Source organism: Sporosarcina sp. P13, from assembly GCF_002743055.1.
Lineage (GTDB): Bacteria > Bacillota > Bacilli > Bacillales_A > Planococcaceae > Sporosarcina.
The window spans coordinates 163,816-182,240 of sequence record NZ_PDYM01000002.1 but is presented as its reverse complement, the minus strand read 5'-3'; the positions used below and the strand labels follow the sequence as shown (position 1 = coordinate 182,240).

Below are 18,425 nucleotides of genomic sequence, written 5' to 3'. Positions count from 1 at the left end.
TGGTTTTGAAACGGAAACAAAGATTTCTAGAAAAGAATTTGGTCTAACTTGGAACCAAGCGTTAGAAACAGGCGGCGTACTAGTAGGCGATGATATTAAAATAATGGTAGAACTTCAAGTCAATCCAGCATAATGAATAGTGATTTTTTTATCACATAGTAGATAATCATCGCTTTCTGATTTATAGTGATTACTTGAACCGTTATTTAGTTAATAAAAATCCAACAAAAATAAAAGGGATGGTAAATATGGATACTAAAAATCAGCAGGAAGAGGCATTATCACTAAAATTATTTGTCGTACTAACACGAGCTTTAGAGTCAATAAGAAAACGTGTTGAAGAAGATATAAAATGTTTAGGGTTAAATCCAACAGAATTTGCTGTTCTCGAGTTAATTTACAGTAAAGGCGATCAACCGATACAAAAAATCGGTGAGAAAGTGTTGATCGCGAGTAGTAGTATTACGTATGTAGTAGATAAGTTAGAAAAGAAAAACTTGTTAAAGAGAAAACCTTGTCCGAAAGATCGACGTGTAATACATGCAACCATAACAACTGATGGAACAGAACTGATGAATGAAGTCTTTCCGAAACATAAAAAAGCTATAAAAGAAATTTTTAGTGGATTAGACATAAAAGAAAAAGAAGAACTAATTGAACAACTAAAAAAATTAGGCTTCCATGCGCAAAATATGTAATTTTTATTCTTATACCTCGAATTGATAATATAGCAATTATTGTTAATTGTATACGTTATATTAAATGAGGAGTGAAAATAAATGACGAAGAAAATAAGTGGGATCCATCATATCACAGCGATAGTTGGTCATCCGCAAGAAAATATAGATTTTTATGCTGGAGTTTTAGGTTTACGTTTAGTGAAGCAGACGGTTAATTTTGATGATCCCGGCACGTACCATTTATATTTTGGTAATGAAGGTGGCAAACCAGGTACGATAATCACATTTTTCCCGTGGGCTAATGCGTATCAAGGAAAAATAGGAGATGGCCAAGTAGGTGTAACTTCTTACGTTGTTCCTAAGGGAGCGCTAAAGTTTTGGGAACAAAGGTTGGAAACGTTTAACGTACCAGTAACCAAAACAGAACGATTCGGTGAGCAATACGTACAATTTGATGACCCTCATGGACTGCGACTAGAAATTGTTGAGCGGGCGGAAGGTGAACGTAACTCATGGACGTTTGGAGGCGTAACACCCGAAGTAGCAATTAAAGGATTCGCTGGTGCAACTTTATTTTCTGCTCAGCCAAATAAAACAGCTGAACTTTTAGAAAAAGTCATGGGACTTGAATTGATCGGAAAAGAGGGAGACTATATCCGTTTCCGTTCATCCGCCGATATTGGAAATACAATCGATCTTAAAGCAACAGCAACCGGAAAAGGTCAAATGGGTGTTGGAACAGTTCATCATATTGCATGGAGAGCGATTGATGACAATGACCAATTGGAATGGCAAGAACATGTTTCAGAAAAAGGTTATGGTGTCACTTCTGTTAAGGATAGAAACTACTTCCATGCGATTTACTTTAGAGAGCACGGAGAAATTTTATTTGAAATTGCTACAGATCCTCCTGGTTTTGCCCATGATGAGTCGGTGGACACGATGGGACAACAATTGAAATTACCAGCGCAATATGAACAGAACAGAGAACAACTTGAACGTAAATTTATTCCAATTACAGTAAGAGAATTGGAAGAAACCTAAGCTTCTGTGGAAGTACAGATATTTGAGGGGGATGTAACATGAAACACGTATTTCAAAAAGGAAAAGATAGCACCAAACCAACTTTATTAATTCTTCACGGAACTGGAGGGAACGAATTAGACCTATTGCCACTTGCAGAAAGAATTGATAAGGAGGCTTCCGTGTTAAGTGTTCGTGGGAATGTTACAGAAAATGGCATGCCGCGCTTTTTCAAAAGGTTAGCTGAAGGCGTGTTTGATGAAGAAGATCTTATATTCCGGACGAAAGAATTATATGAGTTTCTTGATGAAGCTGCCGAAAAATATGAATTTGACCGTACGAATATTATTGCTATCGGGTATTCAAATGGAGCGAATATAGCTGCTAGTTTATTATTTCATTATCAACATGCTTTAAAAGGTGCAATCCTTCATCATCCTATGGTGCCAAGAAGGGGAATTGAGCTTCCAGATTTGTCTGGAAAACCTGTGTTTATTGCTGCAGGTAGCAATGATCCGATGTGTCCACCAGAAGAGGCTGAAGAATTACAATCATTATTGGAACAAGCGAATGCAAATGTTGAAATTTTTTGGGACAATAAAGGTCATCAATTAACAGCGGGAGAAGTTGAAGTAGCTAGTAAATGGTATTTGAATGTATTTTAAGCTGCGAACACGCGTGATTTCAATCCTGGATTAGCTTTTACTAATGCAAGTCTTAAGCGGTTCTTTGTCAAGTAATGTAGGTGAAGTATTTTATTTTGTTAATAGTCACGTTTCAAAGGCGGTATGCACTGCTTTGAAACGTGATTTTTTTGATTTTCGCATCAATGAACAAATCGATTTATTCAACTAGAAATCCCGCTATTTTTAATGCGTCTTGCGCTTGCTGTAATTGTTCTTCGCGCGGAGCAGAGATCGTATGCAAATGAATCCCGCTATCATCTAAATTAAGTAAATAAGGTGCTTTCGCATGTTGAATCTGGGCGATGAAAGCTTTCACTTCTTGGCGATTCGATACCAAAATAGATGCGCGTACATCACCATAAACGGAATGTTCCACGCGCACATCTTTAACGGTCACGCCGTGGTCTACTAAAATATTTAATTCCTCTTCGGTCTGTTCAGGGGCATGTCGACAGACAATAATGCGTTCAAACTCTTCTGTCGCTTCAGGAATTGCCGTGTATAAATACCCTTGATTGGTCGCGATGATCGGCTCTTTTTTCGCCTTCAATAAATTAATATCGCTAACTATCACTTGTCTACTAACATCTGTTAATTCTCCAAGTTCTCCTCCAGTTACAGGACGTCCGGCCTCTTGCAATGTGCGAAGAATAAGCTGTCGTCGCTCTTCTCCTGCTATTTTTCCTTTATGACGCAAAATCCTCACCTCTAACGTATAGCTATTTTTTCATTTTTATTATTTAGTGTCATGGCGATATCCAGTAACGCATCTGCCAGTTGCTGTGCGTTTTCTAGAGTGGATGATTGTCCGAATGAAATCCGTACTAATCCTTTTGCCTCAGTAGCTGGGATCTTCATCGCAGTCATCGTAGTAGAAGATTGTTGCTGACCTACTTGACACGCACTTCCCGTGGACACCGCAAATCCTCGTCTATTTAATTCTAACATAATTAGTTGTCCTTCCGAACGATTGACGCATAGTCCGATAATATGAGGCAATTGTGATTGTGACGTGCCGTAAAACGTAAAGAGTTCTTGACGCGATAGTAATGTATTCATTACGACTGTACGTAACGCTTCATACTTCTCGTAATCATTTGTCGCTTCTGTAAGCTCAGCGGCTCTCAAAAATGCCGTGATGCCAGGTACATTGACGGTCCCGCCACGAAACCCTTTCTCCTGAACAGCGCCTGGGAATAACGGCACAGCCCGAATACGAGGATTAATATAAACTGCACCCACCCCTTTAGGACCGTACAGTTTATGGCTCGATAACGATAAGCTATCTACGTATGGGCTGATGTCACGAACATCTATTTTGCCGAATGATTGGACGCAGTCACTATGTAACAGAATACCTTTAGACTTCACCAAATCATAGACGGCACGAATCGGTTGAATGGTGCCGATTTCGGGATTGCAATGCTGAACCGATACGACAATCGTCTCTTCTGTAATGGCTTGTTCAAGTTCTTGCAGATCAATAAGTCCTTCTGACGTAAATGAAATGTTGGTGATTCGAAAGCCTTGCTCCTCTAAATAAGCTGCTGCTGAGTGTAGGGAAGGATGCTCCGCAGCGGTTAAAATTATGTGTTTACCATTATTTCTAGCCGCATACGCGAGGGAAATCAAGGCTAATGAATTACTTTCCGTGCCGCCGGAAGTGAAATAAAGACCTGCAGGATGTACCCCTAGCATCTCGCTCAATCGTTCGCGGCATTGCCTTAAAATATTTTGCGCGGCCCCACCTTCATCATGCAAACTCGTCGTATTGCCAAATTCTTGTTGCGCGACTGCTACATATACTTCTGCCGCTTCCTTGTGTAAGGGAGTCGTTGCTGCGTAATCAAAATAGTGCAAAATGAATGACCTCCTATAATAAATAATGTATTCATCTTGTCATAGAAAGATAAATATGTAAAGATAGGTGTAAAGACAACTTAGTAAAGTAGTGTATAGGGGGATATAGATGAATAGAATTAAATTAGTTTCGATGTTGGAACAATTTTTCATAGAAGATTTAGGAGATGGCGATTTATCTGCTGACACATTGTTTCCAGACGATGCCATCGGAGAAATGCAGTTGATTGCGAAAGAAGCAGGCATTTTTTGTGGGAAGGATATCATTACAGAAGGTTTCCGATTGATGGATCCTGCGATTCAAGTGACCTATTTCGTACAGGACGGGGATGCGATGGAGAACAAGCAAGTGCTAGCTAGTGCTGTCGGTTCAGTACGTAAACTATTATCGGCTGAACGTGTGATCTTGAATTGCATCCAACGAATGAGTGCGATCGCGACGAAAACGGCACATTTAGTGAAGTTGCTTGAAACGACAGAGGCACGGGTGTGTGATACACGGAAAACAGCGCCAGGTTTACGAATGTTAGATAAATACGCTGTTCGAACAGGTGGTGGTTTTAATCACCGTAATGGCTTATATGATGCAGTGATGTTAAAAGATAATCATTTGGCGTATGCGGGTTCAATTACAGTAGCTGTATCACAATTGCGCGAACGTCTAGGACATACTGTCAAAATAGAAGTGGAAATTGAAACGCTAGAACAACTACAAGAAGCGGTGCAAGCAAGACCCGATATTATTATGTTTGATAATCGTACACCAGCACAAATTAGCGAATGGTTGCCTCTCGTTCCGTCACATATCATCACGGAAGCATCCGGCATGATTACGGAACAAACGATTGCTTCCTACGGTCAAACGGGAGTCGATTATATATCAGTCGGTGCATTAACGCACTCGGTCATCGCCGCAGATATTAGTGCTACTATACAAATGAGAAAGCAGGAGGACTGAAGATGATGTCAATTATGGATGTAGTGAAGTCACAAGCTGGAGCTATGTTACCTGATCGCTATAAAACGTATTCGGTTGAGGAAATGGAAGAGAAGATTTACAGCTTTAAAGAAACACTCGGTACAAAATTATTCATTCCGGGGCATCATTATCAGAAGAATGAAGTCATCCAATTCGCTGATGCGACGGGTGATTCACTACAATTGGCACAAATATGTGCGGCGAATGAACAAGCGGAGCATATTGTCTTTTGTGGCGTACACTTCATGGCAGAAACAGCAGACATTTTAACGACTGCTAATCAGAAAGTGTATTTACCTGATATGCGTGCGGGTTGCTCCATGGCGGATATGGCGGATATCTTCCAGACTGAACGTGCGTGGGCGGACTTACAGGAACGTTTCGGTGACACGATTGTCCCATTGACATACGTTAACTCGACTGCTGCGATTAAAGCCTTTGTCGGGCGTCATGGCGGTGCAACGGTGACATCTTCGAATGCGGCAGAGATCGTAGAATGGGCATTTACACAGAAGAAACGAATCTTATTTTTACCTGATCAGCATTTAGGTCGTAATACAGCATATGGACTCGGTGTGCGACTCGATCATATGGCAGTATGGAATCCGATCACAGATGTGCTGGAGTATGACGGACAAGATGACGACTGCCAAGTGATTTTGTGGAAAGGCCATTGTTCCGTACACGAAAATTTCACTGTCGCTAACATCGAAAATTTACGAGAGACTGAGCCGGACCGCAAGATTATTGTTCATCCGGAATGTTCGCACGAAGTCGTTATGCTATCAGATGACGACGGATCGACGAAATATATTATCGATCAAATCGAAGCGGCGGCGCCAGGAACGAAGTGGGCGATCGGCACAGAGATGAACTTGGTCAACCGTTTAATAGAAAATCATCCCGAACAAGATATCGTCTCACTGAATCCGCTAATGTGTCCTTGCTTAACGATGAACCGGATCGACTTACCACACTTGCTATGGTGTTTAGAAAGCATTGTCGAAGGTGCTGAACAAAATATTATTAAAGTAGATGACGCGACTTCAGCAGAAGCGATTGCAGCTCTTGATCGCATGCTCCAACGTCCATAAATCTTTATTTCGCTTGACAATTGCATCTATTATTGTATGATTGTGAAAATAGTTGTTGAACGTTGATGAAGGATTAGTAGACAAACGGCATGTGTTAGAGAGCGGAATCCAGCGGCTGAAAGTTTCCGTCACAATGCGATTGTTGAACCTACCTTTGGAGTCCTATGAAAACATAGGCGCGTACCTCGGCGTTAAGAGGAGAGCGGGATTCTGTAATGGAATCCAATACTGGTGGCACCGCGGAAGTTAAGTCCTTTCGTCCTGATTATGGGACGATTGGGCTTATTTTCATTAATTCCATATGTTTATGTAGTGAAATATAGAAATGGCAGGCGAATGAGGATGAAAAAACAGCGAATTGTTGTAAAAATAGGTAGTAGCTCATTGACGAATGATAACGGAGAAATCGATCAGCTGAAATTTAATGATCACGTCGATGCATTAGCGATGTTAAAAAATATCGGACATGAAGTCATCGTTGTCTCTTCTGGAGCGGTGGCGGCAGGGTTCTCAAGACTTGGGTACTCTTCTCGCCCCGTGACAATCAAAGGTAGACAAGCAGCTGCGGCTGTTGGACAAAGTTTACTCATTCAATCGTATATTGAACGATTCAACAAGCATGGGGTAGTGCCGGCACAAATTCTTTTAACTCGCCTCGACTTTTCCAATCGCGAACGCTATAATAATGCGTTTGCGGCGATGTCAGAATTACTTGATCGTGGAATTATGCCGATCATTAACGAAAACGATACCGTCTCCGTCGAAGAATTGACGTTCGGTGATAATGATATGTTATCCGCATTAGTAAGTGGTTTTTTACATGCCGATCAATTAATCATTCTAACGGATGTAAATGGAATCTACACGAGTAATCCTCGAATTGATCCAGATGCAGTACGCTTAACGCATCTCGATGAAATTACCGATGAATTGCTTGGTGGAACAGATGATCTGGGCTCAAAAGTAGGTACGGGGGGCATGCGTTCGAAATTGCTTGCGGCTAAAACGGCACACACATTGGCGGTACCTGTATTTATCGGAACTGGTTATGGTCCGACGAAGTTGCTAGATATTTTAAAAGGTCATGGAGATGGGACGTATATTTCCAGTCCACTAAGCAATGTCATTAATACGAAGCGCCAATGGATTGCCTTGCATTCAGAATCTACTGGACGTCTGTACGTAGACAAAGGAGCGGAAACGGCAATTTTACATAATGGTCGCAGTTTATTGCCGGCAGGTGTGTTTAAAGTACAAGGCAGTTTTGAAGTAGGGGAAGTTGTTGAAGTGTATGGCCTTGAAGGGTTAATTGGTAAAGGAGAAGTCACTTATTCCTCGGAACAATTAAAAGAAACGATCGCTGAAAGAGATAGACAGCAAGAAGGGTTCACACCGATGCTCGAAGTCATCCATCGGGATCGCTGGGTGCAAGTACAATAAAAGGGGAGAAAGAATAATGAGTGAAATCAGACAAAAAGGTAAAGCGGCAAAAGATGCAAGTGTTGCACTGAATATTGCAACGACAGAACAGAAAAATGAAGCATTGCAATTGATTGCAGAACAGTTACTTTTAGAACAAGAGCAATTGCTAGCTGAAAACAAAAAAGATATTGATGAAGGTCGTGAAAATGGTATTGAAGCGGCAGTGCTTGACCGGATTCTACTAACTCCAGAACGAATTGAAGCGATGGCGGAAGGTGTTCGTTTAGTCGTTGACTTGAAGGATCCAATCGGTGAAGTGTTAGAAGAAATCGAAAAAGAAAATGGCTTACATATCGTTCGAAAGCGTGTACCAATCGGTGTGATTGCAATGATTTATGAGGCGCGTCCAAATGTAACAATTGATGCAGCATCTCTAGCATTAAAGACAGGTAACGCAGTGGTATTACGTGGCAGTTCTTCCGCTAAATTTTCGAATTTTGCATTGTGGCGTGTAATCCAGCGTGGACTGGAAAAAAGTTCACTGCCAGTGGATTCTGTTCAGTTAATCGAAGATACTAGTCGTGAAACGGCGAAGGAATTGTTTACGCTCAATGAATATTTGGATGTACTTATTCCACGTGGCGGCGCGAAATTGATTGAGACGGTCATTCGTGAATCGACAGTACCTGTAATTGAAACGGGGGCGGGAAATTGCCATTTATTTATCGATGAATCAGCAGACGAGAAAATGGCGATTGATATCGTAGTGAATGCGAAAACACATCGTCCGTCAGTTTGTAATGCGATTGAAACGGTTATTATCGATGAACACTGGTTGCTACAGCATGGTGAAGCACTGATCGGGGCATTACGTGAAAAAAATGTCTATTTGTTAGGTGATCAAACGGTTCAACAGTTTGATGCATCGATAACGGGTGTGGAACAAGATGATTGGTCTAGCGAGTTCCTTGATTTAACTTTACGTATGAAAAGTGTTGTAAATATAGAAGAAGCACTTGAGCATATTAAGCGATACAGCACAAAGCACTCAGAAGGAATCATTACGCAAACAAATGAACACGCGGAACAGTTCTTAAATAGCGTGGATGCAGCAGCGGTCTACGTCAACGCTTCGACACGCTTCACAGATGGCTTTGAATTTGGCTATGGTGCAGAAATCGGCATCAGTACACAAAAGTTGCATGCGAGGGGACCAATGGGCTTAGAGGCCTTGACTAGCTCGAAATTCGTTATTAGAGGGACTGGCCAAATTAGATAATACTTAGGAGGGTTTACTATGACAGTACAAATCACGATCAACAAAACTACGCAACCAAAAGAGAAACCAGCAGTGGATAATCCGCTAGCATTCGGTACCATCTTTACGGATCACATGTTTGTGATGGACTATACACACGGTACAGGTTGGCATGATGCACGAATTGAGCCGTATGAGCCATTTTTGCTAGATCCAGCGGCAATCGTTCTACATTACGGACAAACGGTTTTCGAAGGGCTAAAAGCGTATCTAAATGAAGATAAGGAAGTCGTGTTATTCCGTCCAGAGGAAAACATGAAACGCTTGAACCGTTCAAATGATAGGTTATGCATGCCAAACTTTGATGAAGAGTTCGTACTTGAAGGGTTAAAGCAATTAGTTTCATTGGATGCAGACTGGATTCCAGATCGGGCTGGCACATCGCTATACGTTCGTCCGTTCATTTTCGCGACGCAACCGTATTTAGGCGTTGCTCCGTCGAAAAACTATCGCTTAATGATTATTCTTTCACCGGTAGGTCCTTACTATAAGGAAGGCATAAATCCGGTCAAAATCGCTGTAGAATCTCAATATGTACGTGCGGCAGTCGGTGGTACAGGCAGTGCGAAAACAGCAGGTAATTACGCGGGCGCGATGAAAGCACAAGAAGTGGCAGAAGCTGGCGGTTATTCTCAAGTACTGTGGCTCGACGCAAAAGAGCATCAATACATTGAAGAAGTTGGCGCGATGAATGTCTTCTTCAAAATCAATGGGGAAGTCATTACGCCAAGTCTAAACGGTAGTATTCTAGAAGGGATTACACGTAAATCAGTGATTGAATTACTACAATCTTGGGATATTCCTGTGACCGAACGCAAAGTGTCTATTCAAGAAATTTTCGATGCGAATGAAGAAGGTACACTTGAAGAAGCATTTGGTACAGGAACAGCTGCCGTTATTTCTCCAATGGGCGAATTGTTCTGGAGTGGTAAAAAGTGTGAGATTAATAACAATGAAATTGGCGAATTGTCTTTGAAAATCTATGATACGATTACCGGCATTCAGACGGGTAAAGTCGAAGATCCATTCGGTTGGGTCGTTAACATAGAGTAAGGCTGAGAGATTTTACGAAACGATCCGTGACAAGTCCGCTCCTGTGAAGTACACTGTAAATAGTTTTGATTGAAAGGAAGTTACCTGATGAACAAGCGAATATTCGTTTTATTCCTAGCTGTCATCCTATTTACAATGGCAGGATGCGGAAAGACGTCATCCGCGCCAAAGAGTGCGCAAGATGTGCTCGATAAGGCAGAAGCGGCGATGAAAGATTTGAAATCGGTTCATTCAAGCATCGTCTATGATGAGAGCATCGTGACATCTGATCCGGTAAAACGCACGACTAAAAATGTGCAAATCCAATCGAATGTAGAATTAGACCCTTTGATGGTTTCTGAAGAAGTTCTCTACAAAATTCCTAAACAAGGACGTCAACAACTTCACATCGTCCAACAGCAAGACCAGATGGCGATAAAGGTAGATGAAGAACCTTGGCGGACACTAACAGAAGAACAACGTAATGGCTCTTTCGGAGTGTTTGTACCATTTGCAGCGCCCGTAGTAGATTTCGCTTTATTACAGCCTTTCATTGAGACGGCAGAAATGAAAAAAGTCGATTACGGCTATGCGCTACATTTCTCTTTGTCGCCTGCAGAGTATCGTCAGTTGGTAAAAAATGTTTCGGTCCATAGTAACGATCCAGAACGATTCATCCATACACATACTGGGTTTCCGGTGATTGATAAAATGGATGTAGAACTACGAGTCAATGAAAAAACATTTTTCGTTACGGGCTTAAAGCTATCTGCGCAAGTAACGAGCTATTTTGGGCGCGATTATATCCGTTATAAACATAAAATGGATGCGACGTACAGTTATTTCAATGCTATCGATCCGATAAAACTACCTGCTGATGCGGCTAAATTAGTAAATTGATATGAAAAATCCACGGAGCCTTTGGCTAACGTGGATTTTTTTTGCCTTTAAATGATAGTAATCGTTTATAAATTGCGGCCATTCTCGTTTCGTCACCTGCTTCAACAGGTGAGTAGAATTTGGTGTCGACTAGACTATCAGGTAAATATTGCTGATCCGTCCAACCGCCGAATGAACCGACAGGGGTGTTATGGGGATACACATAGCCGCCATGCCCAAGTGCCGCGGCACCGCCATAATGTGTATCCCGTAAATGCATCGGAATTTCTCCTGTTGGTTGATCATGGAGCGTTTTCGTCGCTGCATCGATTGCTTTATAAGCAGAGTTCGATTTCGAAGCTAAGCACATCTCCACCACTATTACGGACAGTGGAATACGCGCTTCAGGCATTCCTAAGCGCAGTGCTGCGTCCGTCGCTGCTACAACATGACTACCTACGTCTAATGCTGCAAGTCCAATGTCTTCATAGCTCATAACGAGTAATCTTCTTGTAACAGAGGTTAAATCACCGATTTCAAGTAATTGTGCCAAATAGTACATGGCCGCATCTACATCACTACCACGCACACTCTTTTGCAATGCAGATAATAAATTATAATGATGAGAGCCTTTTTTATCGCCTAGTAAACTAACTCTCGTCAATAGTTGCGAAAGAAGATTATCTTCAACCATAATTTTGCCATCTTCTACATCACTTGCAGCGAGCAAAGATTCTAGAAACGTCAGTGCTTTACGGGCATCTCCATTGACACCTTCCGCGATTTTTTCTAGTTGCTCGGTCGTAATTGCAATGTCTTCCTGACCTAATCCTTTTTTCGAATCCTTCAAAGTTCGCTCGAGCAAATCAAGTAAATCTGCCGGTTGCAATCGTTTTAATTGTACAATTTCACCACAGCGCGAACGAATGGCTGGATTGACATCGTGGAAAGGATTTTCCGTTGTTGCCCCAATAAGCACGATGGAGCCGCTTTCTACATGAGGCAATAGCGTATCTTGTTGTAATTTATTAAATCGATGAATTTCGTCCAAAAACAATAAAACTTTTCCAGTCATCCGTGCTTCTTTGACGACATCTTCTACATCTTTCTTCCCGGCAACAGTCGCATTAAGCGCGATGAACGGTAATTTCGAAGTCCCCGCAATGGCATACGCGAGAGACGTTTTGCCGATTCCAGGTTCTCCATATAATAAAAGAGACGGCACATGGCCATTCGTAATCATTCGATATAAAGGAGTATTTTTGCCGATGACGTGGTCTTGTCCAATCACTTCATCAATCGTCTCAGGCCGCATGCGGAAGGCCAAAGGTTCGTTATGCATCTACATCATCCCTCCGTACATTTGTTCCTTTAGTATAACGTAAAATACGAATGAAGTCATTTCGAAGAATACAAGCGAAAATTATGCTATACTAATTTCAGCAATTTCAGTAAAGGACGATGCCAACATGAAAATTTCCACTAAAGGTCGATATGGACTAACAGTGATTGTAGAATTAGGACGAAAATACGGAGAAGGTCCAGTACCTTTGCGAAAAATCGCGGAAGAACAAAGTTTATCCGAAGCGTATTTGGAGCAATTAATACCACCACTTCGTAATAGCGGATTAGTTAAAAGTGTCCGTGGAGCATACGGTGGCTATAAATTAGCAAAAGATCCTTCAGAAATTACAGCTGGAGATATTATCCGACTTCTAGAAGGACCAATCCAGATTGTAGAAGGACTCGAGGATGAAGATATTCCACAACGCGAATTATGGAGTCGAATCGGTGACGCTATTCGCGGCGTTCTAGATCACACAACAATTAAAGACTTAATTGAATTTGACGATTCATCTGCTCCAGGTGAATACATGTTCTATATTTAAAGGAGTTTGCATAATGAAACAAGCAATCTATTTAGACTATGCTGCTACGACACCTATGCATCCTGTTGTTCTTGAACGTTTTACGGAAGCGTTGCACGACATATACGGTAATCCGTCAAGCACACATCAAGTAGGCAGGGAAGCGAAAAAGTTACTCGAACAAGCGCGTACAACTCTCGCACGTTCAATAGGTGCTTCACCCAATGAAATTATCCTTACTTCTGGCGGAACAGAAGCGGATAATTTAGCTATTTTCGGTACCGCAAACGCTATGCGTAAGCAGGGCCGACATATTATCACGACAGAAATAGAACATCACGCGGTATTAAATCCGTGTAAACAACTTGAGTCACAAGGCTATCACGTCACCTATTTGAAACCAAATCAAACAGGTGCTATCTCAGCTGAACAAGTCGCAAACGCATTGACAGACGAAACGATACTCGTATCGGTGATGTACGGAAATAATGAAGTGGGCACGATCCAGCCAATTGCTGAAATCGGCAAGTTACTGCAATCACATCAAGCGATTTTCCATACCGATGCCGTGCAAGCGTATGGCACGTTAGTAATTAATGTAGACGAGCTGCAAGTAGATTTGCTGTCTGTCACCGCTCATAAATTGAACGGACCAAACGGCATCGGCTTTTTATATGAGCGCAGCGGAACTAAGCTTCCTTCACAAATCCTAGGTGGCGCACAAGAGAAAAAACGACGTGCAGGTACGGAAAATGTTCCCGCTACGATCGCGTTTGCAGAAGCGGTGGAAATTGCGGAACAAACGAAAGCAGAAAACACTCGTCTTTATCAAACGTATAAAGAGCGTATGCAAGAAATTTTTCAACAACACCAAATTGCCTGTAAATCGACGGTGCCAGCAGAAATTCCGGTATTGCCGCATGTTTTCCATATGTCGTTTCCGGGAGCAGATGTAGAAACGCTTTTGATGGGCTTAGATATAGAGGGCGTAGCGGTTTCGAGTGGGTCTGCTTGTACAGCAGGCTCTTTTGAACCTTCACATGTTGTGACTGCAATGTTCGGAACCGAGTCAGACAATGCAAGAAACTCCATTCGCATAAGTTTTGGCTATGGACTGAATTTATCGATGGTAGAGGACGCTGCGAACCGAATCGCCACAGTAATTCAACGATTAGTGAAATGAATCAGTAAAGGATGAAATAAACATGACAACGAAAAAAGCACCTGCGGATACGCGTGTAGTCATTGGAATGTCTGGCGGAGTCGACTCTTCGGTTGCGGCATTACTGTTAAAGCAACAAGGCTATGAAGTCATCGGAATTTTTATGAAAAATTGGGATGACACAGACGAATCTGGTCACTGTACAGCGACGGAAGATTTTGAGGATGTACGGAGTGTCTGCGATCAAATCGGTATCCCGTATTACTCTGTAAACTTTGAAAAACAGTATTGGGATAAAGTATTCACGTATTTCTTAGAGGAATACAAAGTGGGACGTACGCCAAATCCTGACGTTATGTGTAATAAAGAAATAAAGTTCAAAGCGTTTCTTGAACACGCAAAAAGTTTAGGTGCAGATTACTTAGCAACGGGACATTATGCGCAAGTAGTTGAGCGTGAAGACGGTGTAGCTATGCTTCGTGGCGTGGATACTAATAAAGACCAAACATATTTCTTAAATCAATTAACACAAGAACAATTACAGCAAGTGATGTTCCCTCTAGGGCATTTAGAGAAGAGTAGTGTTAGAGAAATCGCTGAAGCAGCTGGACTTGCTACTGCGAAGAAAAAAGACTCCACAGGGATTTGCTTCATTGGGGAGCGAAACTTTAAAGAATTCCTTGGTGAATATTTACCTGCGCGTCCTGGCGAAATGCAGACGATGGACGGTAAAGTGATGGGTAAGCATGACGGACTCATGTACCATACGATTGGACAACGCCACGGACTTGGAATCGGTGGAGCGGGTGAGCCGTGGTTTGCGGTAGGTAAAGATTTAAAGCGCAACGTCTTGCTAGTGGAGCAAGGCTTTTATCATGACGCTCTGTTTTCCACAAGCTTACACGCGACGAAGATGAATATATGTACAACGAAAGAATTACCAGAGTCGTTCGAGTGCACAGCGAAATTCCGTTATCGCCAGCCGGATACAAAAGTGACGGTACAATTAATCGGTGACAAAGCAATCGTAACATTCGATGAGCCCGTTCGCGCAGTGACACCTGGACAAGCGGTTGTCTTGTATGACGATGAAGAATGTTTAGGTGGCGGAACAATTGATGAAGTATTTAAAGACGGAAATAAACTGACATATGTAGGATGAGGGGGCAACAACATGTCGATTCACAATGACGCCATTTCAGAAATGCAAAAAGGCAATTATGAGAAAGCAATCGAGTTATTTATGAAAGCGGTCGAAGAAAATCCGAATGATGCGACGGGCTATATTAATATCGGTAATATTTTCGCTTCACTTGGAGATGCTGAACAAGCAGAGCCATTTTTCCAAAAGGCGCTGTCACTCGATGAAAATGCGGGTACAGCGTTTTACGGACTAGCGAATCTTTATTACAATCAAGAACGTTTTGAAGAAGCTGCAAAACTCTATGAGAAAGCATTGCAGACTGGACTAGAATCTGCTGATGTCTACTTCATGCTAGGTAAATGCTTCGAACAAGCAGGTAGTGACCGGCTCGCACTTCCCTACTTGCAGCGTGCAGTAGAATTAAGTGAAGATGATCACGAAATTGCATTGTCCTACGGTATTTTATTGGCGAAAATGGAATTATTTGAACAAGCGCAACCGATTTTTGAATCGATTTTACAAGCGCAACCTGAACATGCAGATGCCCACTATAATTTAGGGGTATTATTTGCGGTGTCTACAGAAGATCAAGTTCGTGCATTGTCTCATTTAGAACGAGCGTATACGATTGAACCTGAACACACGCAAGCACGTTACTTATATGACATGATAAAATTGGGTAGCGAGCAAGAATAATGGAAGGGGGGACTCCAAGATGAACGAATCAGAGCCATATTTAATCGGTCGAGCGGTCGTGACGATTTTCCATAATGCGACGAATTTATTTTCTATCGTTAAATTAAAAGTCACATCCACAAACACAGATTATAAAGAACGAGAGATTGTCATCAAAGGGTCCTTTCCACCGTTGCTGGCGGAAGAAGAATATAAATTTACCGGTCGCTTAGTGAATCATCCCGTCCATGGACAACAGTTCGACGTGCAGACGTTCGCTAAAGAGTTACCGGCAACTGAAGCAGGACTCATCCATTACTTATCAGGGGACTTATTTCCGGGAATCGGTCAGAAGACAGCTAGTGAGATTGTCAAAACACTCGGTAATAACGTAATTCAGAAAATACTAGAGGACCGCTCCGTACTAGATACAATCCCACGCTTGTCCGAAGAACGAAAAGACACGTTAGTTTCCGTATTGCAGGAAAATTTAGGACTTGAACGAACAATGGTTCAGCTCAATGAATGGGGATTTGGTCCGCAAATTGCGATGCGTATTTATCAAGCGTATCAAGACGATTCGATTACGATTTTAACGGATAATCCGTATCGATTGATTCAAGAAATCGAGGGGATTGGTTTTCAAAGAGCTGATGATTTAGCGAAACAATTAGGAATCGTTGGCGATCATCCCGCACGTATTAAAGCAGCTGTTTATTACAGCGTACATAGTGAAGTGCAGTCTTCAGGCCATGTCTATTTGGAAGCGGAGGCTGTCTTGCCGCAAGCAAAGCAATTGCTAGAATTAAGTCAGCCGCATAAAATTTCATTTGACTCGATTTCTCAAGCGGTGATCGAATTGGTGGAAGAAGGGGCACTATCTGCTGAAATGCAACGCTTATACATCCCTTCTCTTTACTTTTCAGAGATTGGCATTGCGACGAAAGTGAATAAAATTTTAGAGCATGAAGTCGCTTCGCAATTCCCTGCATCCGAGATTCGAAAAGCCATTGGCGAAATCGAGGAACGTTTAGAAGTAGAGTATGCAGAAACACAAGTGGAAGCAATTGAGCGTGCACTTCATTCTTCATTGCTTGTGCTCACAGGTGGTCCGGGTACAGGGAAGACGACGGTTATTCGGGGACTCGTTGAAGTGTATGCTGAGTTGCATGGCGTGTCACTTGATCTTGAAGAATACGCACGTAAGAAAGAACCATTTCCGATTATTTTAGCAGCACCGACTGGGCGTGCAGCGAAACGAATGTCAGAAGCTACAGGATTGCCTGCTATGACAATCCATCGTTTGCTTGGCTTTACGGGCCAGGAAGAAGAAGAGACAGAGCGCGAGGTAGAAGGTAATTTAATTATTATCGATGAAACATCGATGGTCGATACGTGGCTCATGCACCAGCTGTTAAAAGCGGTGCGTGATGATGCGCAAGTTTTATTTGTTGGCGACCAAGATCAACTTCCTTCTGTCGGGCCAGGCCAAGTATTGCACGACTTCATGCAGTCTGGTAAAATACCGGTCGTCGAACTGACTGATATTTTCCGCCAAAGTGAAGGCTCTACCATTATTGAAATGGCTCATATGATCAAACAGAAAACTTGGTCGATGGATGTTACGAAAAAAACATCCGATCGCTCATTTATCCGAGCGTCTGGTGATCAAATTTTACCTGCTGTTAAACAAATTATTGAAAATGCCACGTCGAAAGGCCATTCCATAAAAGATATCCAAGTGCTTGCACCGATGTATAGGGGACCTGCAGGCATCGACGGATTAAATAAAATGATTCAAGAAATCACGAATCCACCCTCACCGGGCAGAAAAGAAATGACGTTCGGAGAAGTTACCTATCGCATCGGGGATAAAGTGCTACAACTAGTTAATCAACCGGAAAGCAACGTCTTTAACGGAGATATGGGCGAGGTTATCGCGATTATCTTAGCGAACGAGACAGTAGATAAAAAAGCATTGCTCGTCGTGTCGTATGACGGTAATGAAGTGCAATACGAGCGTAGTGATTTAAATCAAATTACGTTGGCGTATTGCTGTTCGATTCATAAATCACAAGGTAGTGAGTTTCCGATTGTCGTTATGCCAATCGTTAGGAGTCAGCGAAAAATGCTTCGTCGTAATCTACTGTACACGGGAATCACGCGGGCGAAAAACTTTTTAATTCTATGTGGTGAAGCGGAAGAATTTAAAGCGGGCATCGAGCGTACAGATGAAACTGAACGCCAGACGACTTTAAAAGAGCGAATTGCCGGTACGATGGAGACTACGGAAGTGCTAGTTGAGCCAGATTCAGCAATGGAATCAAACGAAGTAGTTAAGACAAAGAAAACGCTAGAACCAACGATTGAAACCGGTCCCGCAAAGTTGACTATGGACAATTTCGCAACAATCGATCCAATGGTCGGTATGGCGAATCTGACACCATTCGACTTTATAGGCGAGACTAATTGACAAAGTACTAGAACTTTCCTATAATTCGTTTAGAAATAATGAAAACGTTGAAGGAACAAGTACTCCTGTATTCTATGTAAAGAGATGAGCTTCTAGGCTGAAAAAGCTCACATAAGAAACAAGAGGAACG

The 18,425-nt window shown here is 42.1% G+C and carries 18 protein-coding genes and 1 other annotated feature (1 of these 19 running past the window's edge); of the genes, 15 read left to right on the top strand and 3 right to left on the bottom strand.

All coding sequences use genetic code 11. From position 1 onward, the window contains the following. The 4 genes from CSV79_RS16960 to CSV79_RS02335 form a co-directional block, all read left to right on the top strand. A partial coding sequence (locus CSV79_RS16960; protein ID WP_143560528.1) for a YceI family protein occupies positions 1–133 on the top strand: 133 nt, incomplete at its 5' end. Between the two features lie 115 nt (positions 134–248). Next, positions 249–698, top strand: a complete 450-nt coding sequence (locus CSV79_RS02345) for a MarR family winged helix-turn-helix transcriptional regulator (protein WP_099687425.1) — start codon at positions 249–251, stop codon at positions 696–698. Positions 699–779: 81 nt separating this feature from the next. Further along, entirely contained in the window at positions 780–1,724 is a 945-nt protein-coding gene (locus tag CSV79_RS02340) for a ring-cleaving dioxygenase (protein WP_099687424.1), read from the top strand. A 38-nt stretch (positions 1,725–1,762) separates the two neighbouring features. Continuing rightward, the gene (locus CSV79_RS02335; protein WP_099687423.1) at positions 1,763–2,368 is read left to right on the top strand and encodes an alpha/beta hydrolase; all 606 of its coding nucleotides are present in this window, start codon (positions 1,763–1,765) and stop codon (positions 2,366–2,368) included. A 178-nt stretch (positions 2,369–2,546) separates the two neighbouring features. Here CSV79_RS02335 and CSV79_RS02330 read toward each other — a convergent pair whose 3' ends face one another. Next, the gene (locus CSV79_RS02330; RefSeq protein ID WP_099687422.1) at positions 2,547–3,086 is read right to left on the bottom strand and encodes a transcription repressor NadR; all 540 of its coding nucleotides are present in this window, start codon (positions 3,084–3,086) and stop codon (positions 2,547–2,549) included. An 11-nt stretch (positions 3,087–3,097) separates the two neighbouring features. Then, positions 3,098–4,249, bottom strand: coding sequence for an IscS subfamily cysteine desulfurase (locus CSV79_RS02325; RefSeq protein ID WP_099687421.1), 1,152 nt, complete (start codon positions 4,247–4,249; stop codon positions 3,098–3,100). Between the two features lie 109 nt (positions 4,250–4,358). Here CSV79_RS02325 and nadC point away from each other — a divergent pair, with 109 nt between their 5' ends. The 6 genes from nadC (at position 4,359) to CSV79_RS02295 (ending at position 10,994) form a co-directional block, all read left to right on the top strand. After that, positions 4,359–5,207 carry a carboxylating nicotinate-nucleotide diphosphorylase gene (gene nadC, locus CSV79_RS02320; RefSeq protein WP_099687420.1) on the top strand — a complete coding sequence of 283 codons (849 nt, stop codon included), beginning with the start codon at positions 4,359–4,361 and terminating at the stop codon, positions 5,205–5,207. 5 nt (positions 5,208–5,212) lie between these two features. Next, the gene (gene nadA, locus CSV79_RS02315; protein WP_099687438.1) at positions 5,213–6,322 is read left to right on the top strand and encodes a quinolinate synthase NadA; all 1,110 of its coding nucleotides are present in this window, start codon (positions 5,213–5,215) and stop codon (positions 6,320–6,322) included. A 342-nt stretch (positions 6,323–6,664) separates the two neighbouring features. Then, a complete protein-coding gene (gene proB, locus CSV79_RS02310; RefSeq protein WP_099687419.1) occupies positions 6,665–7,762 on the top strand; it encodes a glutamate 5-kinase in 1,098 nt (365 codons plus the stop codon). Positions 7,763–7,778: 16 nt separating this feature from the next. Then, positions 7,779–9,023 (top strand): glutamate-5-semialdehyde dehydrogenase, encoded by a 1,245-nt coding sequence (locus CSV79_RS02305; protein WP_099687418.1) that lies wholly within the window; start codon positions 7,779–7,781, stop codon positions 9,021–9,023. Positions 9,024–9,041: 18 nt separating this feature from the next. Then, positions 9,042–10,115, top strand: a complete 1,074-nt coding sequence (locus tag CSV79_RS02300) for a branched-chain amino acid aminotransferase (protein WP_099687417.1) — start codon at positions 9,042–9,044, stop codon at positions 10,113–10,115. Between the two features lie 87 nt (positions 10,116–10,202). Further along, the gene (locus tag CSV79_RS02295) at positions 10,203–10,994 is read left to right on the top strand and encodes a DUF6612 family protein (RefSeq protein WP_099687416.1); all 792 of its coding nucleotides are present in this window, start codon (positions 10,203–10,205) and stop codon (positions 10,992–10,994) included. A gap of 25 nt (positions 10,995–11,019) precedes the next feature. On the opposite strand, the gene CSV79_RS02290 is transcribed toward CSV79_RS02295, so the two are convergent. After that, positions 11,020–12,315 (bottom strand): replication-associated recombination protein A, encoded by a 1,296-nt coding sequence (locus CSV79_RS02290; protein WP_099687415.1) that lies wholly within the window; start codon positions 12,313–12,315, stop codon positions 11,020–11,022. A gap of 127 nt (positions 12,316–12,442) precedes the next feature. Between CSV79_RS02290 and cymR the strand changes: the two genes are divergently transcribed. The 5 genes from cymR to recD2 are packed head-to-tail and all read left to right on the top strand — an operon-like array spanning position 12,443 to position 18,295. Continuing rightward, positions 12,443–12,862 carry a cysteine metabolism transcriptional regulator CymR gene (cymR, locus tag CSV79_RS02285; RefSeq protein ID WP_099687414.1) on the top strand — a complete coding sequence of 140 codons (420 nt, stop codon included), beginning with the start codon at positions 12,443–12,445 and terminating at the stop codon, positions 12,860–12,862. Between the two features lie 13 nt (positions 12,863–12,875). Next, positions 12,876–14,024, top strand: a complete 1,149-nt coding sequence (locus tag CSV79_RS02280) for a cysteine desulfurase family protein (protein ID WP_099687413.1) — start codon at positions 12,876–12,878, stop codon at positions 14,022–14,024. A gap of 16 nt (positions 14,025–14,040) precedes the next feature. Beyond that, positions 14,041–15,165 (top strand): tRNA 2-thiouridine(34) synthase MnmA, encoded by a 1,125-nt coding sequence (gene mnmA / locus CSV79_RS02275; protein ID WP_255407406.1) that lies wholly within the window; start codon positions 14,041–14,043, stop codon positions 15,163–15,165. 12 nt (positions 15,166–15,177) lie between these two features. Continuing rightward, positions 15,178–15,843, top strand: coding sequence for a tetratricopeptide repeat protein (locus CSV79_RS02270; protein ID WP_099687411.1), 666 nt, complete (start codon positions 15,178–15,180; stop codon positions 15,841–15,843). 19 nt (positions 15,844–15,862) lie between these two features. Further along, positions 15,863–18,295: an SF1B family DNA helicase RecD2 gene (recD2, locus tag CSV79_RS02265; RefSeq protein WP_099687410.1), complete on the top strand. Its 2,433-nt coding sequence runs from the start codon at positions 15,863–15,865 to the stop codon at positions 18,293–18,295. Positions 18,296–18,333: 38 nt separating this feature from the next. Further along, positions 18,334–18,425: a binding site (T-box leader), on the top strand (it continues 115 nt past the right edge of the window).

Coding starts and splice junctions, on each gene's coding strand:
- proB (WP_099687419.1), top strand. CDS start 6,665: ATGAAAAAACAGCGAATTGTTGTAAAAATAGGTAGTAGCTCATTGACG.
- cymR (WP_099687414.1), top strand. CDS start 12,443: ATGAAAATTTCCACTAAAGGTCGATATGGACTAACAGTGATTGTAGAA.
- nadA (WP_099687438.1), top strand. CDS start 5,213: ATGTCAATTATGGATGTAGTGAAGTCACAAGCTGGAGCTATGTTACCT.
- CSV79_RS02345 (WP_099687425.1), top strand. CDS start 249: ATGGATACTAAAAATCAGCAGGAAGAGGCATTATCACTAAAATTATTT.
- CSV79_RS02280 (WP_099687413.1), top strand. CDS start 12,876: ATGAAACAAGCAATCTATTTAGACTATGCTGCTACGACACCTATGCAT.
- CSV79_RS02290 (WP_099687415.1), bottom strand. CDS start 12,315: ATGCATAACGAACCTTTGGCCTTCCGCATGCGGCCTGAGACGATTGAT.
- CSV79_RS02300 (WP_099687417.1), top strand. CDS start 9,042: ATGACAGTACAAATCACGATCAACAAAACTACGCAACCAAAAGAGAAA.
- CSV79_RS02335 (WP_099687423.1), top strand. CDS start 1,763: ATGAAACACGTATTTCAAAAAGGAAAAGATAGCACCAAACCAACTTTA.
- CSV79_RS02340 (WP_099687424.1), top strand. CDS start 780: ATGACGAAGAAAATAAGTGGGATCCATCATATCACAGCGATAGTTGGT.
- recD2 (WP_099687410.1), top strand. CDS start 15,863: ATGAACGAATCAGAGCCATATTTAATCGGTCGAGCGGTCGTGACGATT.
- CSV79_RS02295 (WP_099687416.1), top strand. CDS start 10,203: ATGAACAAGCGAATATTCGTTTTATTCCTAGCTGTCATCCTATTTACA.
- CSV79_RS02270 (WP_099687411.1), top strand. CDS start 15,178: ATGTCGATTCACAATGACGCCATTTCAGAAATGCAAAAAGGCAATTAT.
- CSV79_RS02305 (WP_099687418.1), top strand. CDS start 7,779: ATGAGTGAAATCAGACAAAAAGGTAAAGCGGCAAAAGATGCAAGTGTT.
- nadC (WP_099687420.1), top strand. CDS start 4,359: ATGAATAGAATTAAATTAGTTTCGATGTTGGAACAATTTTTCATAGAA.